3 protein-coding genes are annotated in these 3,658 nt (G+C 42.5%); all 3 read right to left on the bottom strand.

Annotated features, from left to right (window positions below; all coding sequences use genetic code 11):
* Positions 1 to 147: 147 nt before the first annotated feature.
* Complete coding sequence (gene repM, locus JFC08_RS13460; RefSeq protein WP_198331084.1) at positions 148 to 1,089, bottom strand: replication initiation protein RepM; 942 nt, start codon at positions 1,087 to 1,089, stop codon at positions 148 to 150.
* Positions 1,090 to 1,369: 280 nt separating this feature from the next.
* The gene (locus JFC08_RS13465) at positions 1,370 to 2,173 is read right to left on the bottom strand and encodes a hypothetical protein (protein WP_198331085.1); all 804 of its coding nucleotides are present in this window, start codon (positions 2,171 to 2,173) and stop codon (positions 1,370 to 1,372) included.
* A gap of 2 nt (positions 2,174 to 2,175) precedes the next feature.
* Positions 2,176 to 3,658, bottom strand: a 1,483-nt coding sequence (locus JFC08_RS13470) for a MobA/MobL family protein (protein ID WP_198331086.1), incomplete at its 5' end; no start/stop codon positions are given.

Genomic DNA, 3,658 nt, shown 5'->3' on the forward strand with positions numbered 1-3,658 from the left:
GTGATTATCTTAAGAAGCTATTTAAACAGAAAAATTAGTTTCTAGGCGTATACCCCAAGGGAACCAAATATTTCAGCCTTCAAACCTATTAACAGACTACTTAAAACAGACTACTATAATGGAACCACTTATAATAGACCGCTAGCATTAATAATCTAAATAATCCCTGATTGGACGTTTCTTAAATTGAGAAGCGTCTTTTTTAAGGCGATTAATCATTTCAAACTCCCACACCTTCATATCCTGACCAGCTGGGCTAGTCGAACTCACTAGATCGTTATAATCTGCTACAAAACTAGGATTGCGAGCAATACGTCCTAGCTGTTTGTCATTTAGACCTTCAATAGTAGATCTGTCGCTGTTATCACTCTCAATATTAGCAGCAGCTTTTTCTTTGCTTTTCTTCATTTGAAACTTAAATGTAAAGCCAGTGACAGCCCTACCAGCTTTATGCTGCTCATACGTGGCTGTCACATCGGTGAAGTCGTTTATTTGACTAATCGCAAGGTCTAACACCCGAGCTTTGAAGTTACACATTTTCTTATACTGTTCAGGCTCAACGCCTAGTTTTGTACGGAATTCAGCAAGCGGTATTTTGTTTGTTTTGCCAACTGATTTCCATTGCATCATTAACTCATAAAGCCTGATTGCATACTCGCTTTGCAACTCGCTAACCTGCTTTAAATCATATTCAGTGTATTGCTCGCTAAGCCTTGTTATTAGTGGAATAACGGCATCAGTAAACTGTAATTCAATCATACCAGCCGTTTCTATGTAGCTTACTGCTTGCGCCCACCTAACGACACGATGCGCTGATTTTCCTGTCTTTTCATGAATATAATCATATTCAAAATAAGACTCGAACAAACCATTAGCAGCACTTTTTAAAGCTTTGTATGCTGAATGCTTTTCCACCTTAAATTGTTCTTGATAGCTGCTTGCATGAATTTGTAGCACACCTCTAGCATCAATCATTCGCTCTTGTGCGCGAGCTTCAACAATAGCCAAAAAGATAACTCGCTGCTCAGGTATGCCAAGTGAGTAACTGGCATTTATTAATTTATTATCTTTGGTGATTAGCTTACTCATTATTTCTGCTCATTAATGGACGGCATCAACATTATAAACACATTAAACTACAACTTTCAATTACTGTAGTCAAATGGTCGCTAAACGTAGTCGAATGGGTCGCTAAACGTAGTCGAATGGGTCGCTAAACGTAGTCGAATGGGTCGCTAAACGTAGTCGAATGGGGTCTAAGACCTATGAACGGCATACCCTGTAGCGGACGTAAAAGCTTTTAAAAGCATTAAAAACATTAAAAACCTTTTTTCTTTTTTTTATTAACTAAAAGAACAAGAGCTTTTACCTATCTAAATTTGCAGTATCGATACTTATCTGTACCTGTAAAGCAAGTATTCGGAGTGACTCTCGCATAAAATTCACCATCTGGACCGTTAACCACATTATGAGCAATCTTAGCTGCTGCTAAACTATTGTATTTAGTTTGACGCTCTGCAATGTCTGCTTTGCTAGGCACAAGTAACCAAACAGAAAATAAAGTAAGAGCAAATATACAAGCACAGACACCACCTACTAGAGCAGAAGCCTTCCAGCTAAGCGATCTAGCAAACTCATCTGACAACTCTCTTGTATATCGTTCAGCGCCTTCTCTGGCTTCCTTCCTAACACTGATTAACGTGTTTTTGGCATCATTGGCTAATTGCCGATTTTGTTCCTCAAACTCAGTAGAAAAAAAGCTTAAACTCTTAAAGTTGGCATCAAAGGTTTTTTTCATATCTGACGATAATATGGATAAATCATTAATGCTGGTGGTGGCTAGGTTCACGGTTTGTACTAAGTGATGATTCGCTTTTTCAACATGACCGCCAACGCCTTGCGTTAACTGGTTATGGTAGTGATTCAGCACCGCAGACACCTCTTTGCTAACCTCTTTAGCCGCACCAATAGCAATCGCTGATTTGATGACATTCTCTCGTTCTTGATAATCCTTGAGCTGAGCTGTTAGATTGTTTACCAGCTTGGCGGTTGCTGCGTCTCTGTCTTTGGTGGCTTGATCTGTTGCCTCTATTTTTTCTAACAAGGCGGTATTATGTTCTGTCAATGTGGCAATGGCGGTAAGTAGGTCTTCAAGGTTGGGTGTCTCTGACATTTTTATCTTCCTAATCCATAGCTGCGGCTGCGGTTAATCTCATTACTGTAGTCTGCAATGTCTTTTTTTACGCTCTCAATGGCTATCTGTTGCGTCTGTTCGATAGTTTGACTGTGATTGTCTGTAAATGCACTTAAAGCACCTTGTAGGGCTGCTGTGTGCGATTTACGCTCACTGGTATAGTGTAGCTTTTTAATTTCAGTTAGTGCTTGCGTTGATTTGTCGTAAGCAAAGTCTGTTAGCTTGTCACGCTCACTCATTGCAAGCTCGCGCTGTCTTTGTGTGGTATCTACTTTATCAATATACTGATTGAGGTTGTGCATCACATCATTAGCGACTGCAATCGCTAAAATATGTTTACCAGATTTGCTGCTTGGATCAATCCCTTTTTGCGTGTGCTGCTCGGCTCGTGCCACTGCGGAGTCGTACAATGCTCTTTTGTCAGTCGTGAATTTCTTGTTCTCAAGCTCCAGCTGCCTTGCTTTGTCGGCTCGTGCCTGTTCAATGCGCTCACGTTCTGCTTGTTCACGTTTTTGTTGTTCAGCAAGCTCATGCTTTCGCTGCTGCTCCAGCGCCACCTCTTTTTGTTTTTGCTCATTCTCGCGTTTTGTCTTAACGCCCTGAGCCATTGCCATTGCTTGTGCAACCGCATCTAAAGTGGGGGCTTTAGGCTTTAGCGCAGGTGTTGGGTCAGGTTTTTTGATGGGTTCATCTGCTGTGGTTGCCATGCTTGGCTTGGGTAAATTGCTGCTGATCGCCTGTGGTGGCGGTATGCTGTGTTCAATATCTTTGATTTTATGGCCATTCAAGATAATGGTATCAGCGGCATCATTCACTTTCTGGTTTTTGGCAAGCTCAACGCCCCACACTAGCTCGTTACGTTCGTTGATTATTTCGTTGATGGTGCCGAGCTGTGTTGCTGGCGTTTTATCAATCTCGTAATGCTTGCCTTCTTCTTTGGCTTGCTCTGCTTTTCTTAGCTCTCGCTCGTATTTGTCACGTTCTAGCTTGGTAGCGACTGACCCCATTTTGAGCTGTGGCTCAATATCAATCCCTTGCGCGGCATAGCTGCGACTATCAATCAATTTATGGTCATGCTCGGCTAGTTTTTCGTTGGCGATCTGCTCCCATATTTGGCGAACGTCTTTAATCTCATGGCTCACGCGCTCCATGCCAAGCGAACGCCGTTTTTTATCCGATAGCTCGATGGTCGCTTTGTCGGTGAGTATGATCTCGTTTTTATCGTCAAGCTCAGCACAGCGCGTAGTAAACATGATATGAGCGTGGAAGTTGCGCGGGTCTGCCCCTCGCTCAATTTCTTTGTCAGTTGGTTTATGAATGGCACAATCGGCAATCGTGTCGTAACGATCTGCTAAGGTTTGGGCGAAGCTATGCGCTAGCTCTTTTCGGTCTTCTGCGCTTAACTCATGCGGTAGATTAACCAGCCATTCGCGAGCCACACGCGCATCTTTTCTTTTCTCTGCC

Origin of the sequence: Psychrobacter cibarius, from assembly GCF_016107535.1 — a bacterium.
GTDB classification, from domain to species: Bacteria; Pseudomonadota; Gammaproteobacteria; order Pseudomonadales; family Moraxellaceae; genus Psychrobacter; species Psychrobacter cibarius.

What these genes read in the sequence shown, in the direction of transcription:
- repM (WP_198331084.1), bottom strand. Translation starts at nt 1,089, where the DNA reads ATGAGTAAGCTAATCACCAAAGATAATAAATTAATAAATGCCAGTTAC.
- JFC08_RS13465 (WP_198331085.1), bottom strand. Translation starts at nt 2,173, where the DNA reads ATGTCAGAGACACCCAACCTTGAAGACCTACTTACCGCCATTGCCACA.